3 protein-coding genes are annotated in these 2,053 nt (G+C 36.0%); 2 read left to right on the forward strand and 1 reads right to left on the reverse strand.

Translation table 11 applies throughout. From position 1 onward, the window contains the following. Positions 1–281: 281 nt before the first annotated feature. Entirely contained in the window at positions 282–458 is a 177-nt protein-coding gene (locus tag AC1DUW_RS26900) for a hypothetical protein (RefSeq protein ID WP_236694887.1), read from the forward strand. A gap of 129 nt (positions 459–587) precedes the next feature. Beyond that, complete coding sequence (gene mle / locus AC1DUW_RS26905) at positions 588–1,430, forward strand: alpha/beta fold macrolide esterase (RefSeq protein ID WP_477643939.1); 843 nt, start codon at positions 588–590, stop codon at positions 1,428–1,430. 287 nt (positions 1,431–1,717) lie between these two features. On the opposite strand, the gene AC1DUW_RS26910 is transcribed toward mle, so the two are convergent. Further along, a complete protein-coding gene (locus tag AC1DUW_RS26910) occupies positions 1,718–1,963 on the reverse strand; it encodes a hypothetical protein (protein ID WP_053345567.1) in 246 nt (81 codons plus the stop codon). Positions 1,964–2,053 lie beyond the last annotated feature (90 nt).

Genomic DNA, 2,053 nt, shown 5'->3' on the forward strand with positions numbered 1-2,053 from the left:
CTACATTTCTTTCTTGTGCAATGGATTCTACATTTCTTTCTTGTGCAATGGATTTATAGGATTTTTTCCCTTCTAAGTACTCTAAAACTGCATGTGATTTTTCGTCTATCGTATATTTAGTCAAAAAAACTGCACCTCCAATTATTAGATGTTGTCTAACAATTGGGGTGCAGTTCACTTCTGCAGCTCTTTTTCTTATGAAGTTAACGGGCCAGTTTACTGGAAGAATAATACTTTTGATATAATTGGTTTATTAGTTATTTGTGATGGAGGTAATAAAAATGTTCAAATCGATTATTATATTTATTGTATCGTTATTTATTCTATATTTAGTAATTGAAAATGCTGTAAAAAACGGTATTAACCGTTCAAAAATTGGTCAACTCCTTGAATCGAAGTATGGTATCGAAGAAACTAAAAAGTCATCATTCTTAGATGATGATTTGGACAAAGAATAATAAGTTCATTCAACTAACTCGTGCAACTAATGTTATGTAAAATATGTGTAGAAAAATAGTATTAGTCTAAAACAAAGCATGTCCTCATATTTTTCATGGTAAAACTCATTTTAAAGGAGAGGATCTTAAATGAGCGAACAAACAATCAAAGTGAATGGAATTACTATTTTTAATGAAAGCTTTGGTAATGTAAATGATCCAGCGATTTTACTGATGATGGGAGCCACTGCATCTATGGTATGGTGGGAAGAAGATTTCTGTCAACGCTTAGCAGACCGGGGCCTATATGTCATTCGGTATGATAGTCGTGATGTTGGCCGTTCAACTACTTATCCACCAGGAAACCCAGAATACTCCTTTGAAGATTTGGCTGACGATGCTATTCATGTGTTAGATAGTTATGGTATTGAGCAAGCCCATATAGTAGGGATGTCAATGGGCGGCATGCTTACTCAAATGATTGCATTAAGGCACCCTGAAAGGGTTTTGACAGTTACCCTTATTGCGACATCAAATTTTGCACCAGAGCTACCTCCAATGGAGGATAAAGTGACAAAATTTTTTGGTCAAGCAGGTGCAATAGACTGGACCAATGACCAATCCATTATTGAATTTATCGTAGGCAAATGGAGAATAATCTCTGGATCAAGACATACATTCGATGAACAGCGTGTACACCGATTGGCAATCGAAGAAATAAGAAGGTCTAACAACATAGCCAGCATGAATAACCATGGTCTAATATCGGGAGGTGAGTCATACCTAACGAGAACGAAAGAAATAACTGTTCCTACTTTGATCATCCATGGTACTGAAGATCCAATTATTCCATACGAACATGGGAAGATGCTTGCTAACTTAATTACAGATGCAGACTTATTCACATTGAATGGTACAGGGCATGAGCTTCACTATAACGATTGGGATGCATTGATTGATGTCATTACAAAACACACTCTACGGTTATCTTAATTAGAAAAAATCCTATTTTATTTATGTTGTTAAACAACTGGGTGATTTACTTCACTATGAGAGGTTGCAGAGGCAACCTTTTTTGTATGAAAACATATTCGTGAAAGGCCATACAACATAAGCCCACCATATTTTAATTTTTTGAAGGACGTAAATGTRCTATGTCGTTATATTAACTGGTTATGCAGTTTGTTGTTCAGATGGAGCGATTGAATAGCCTTTCTTTTTTAGGAATTCGATCATTTTTAATTCTTCGTTAATTTGTTTTTCTTCAAGGTAATTTGAGCCTAGATCATGTAGAGTTCTCCTGTTTTTAAGATGTTGAAAGCAATCGTCAATAATAAGTGAGCAGAATCAATTCGTCCTTTCATTTTTCCCTGCCGTTTGGTAATCCTTTTTCGATGTGAAGCAATTCGATTACTTTGCCTTGAGGTTGCGAGTACAAACTCTACGGCCATCGTTTTTAATGCTTTGTTTCCTTGTGTGGTTTTACTTGTTTTTTTATCAGCATTTTCATAATTTCCGGGACTCACACCAGTCCATGGGCAAGATGCTTAGCCGACTTAAATACGGTCAAATTAACGCCCATCCCTGCGATAAAAGTAGCTGCGGCAGCTTTGTTC

This window comes from Peribacillus sp. P4_C12 (assembly GCF_056402095.1).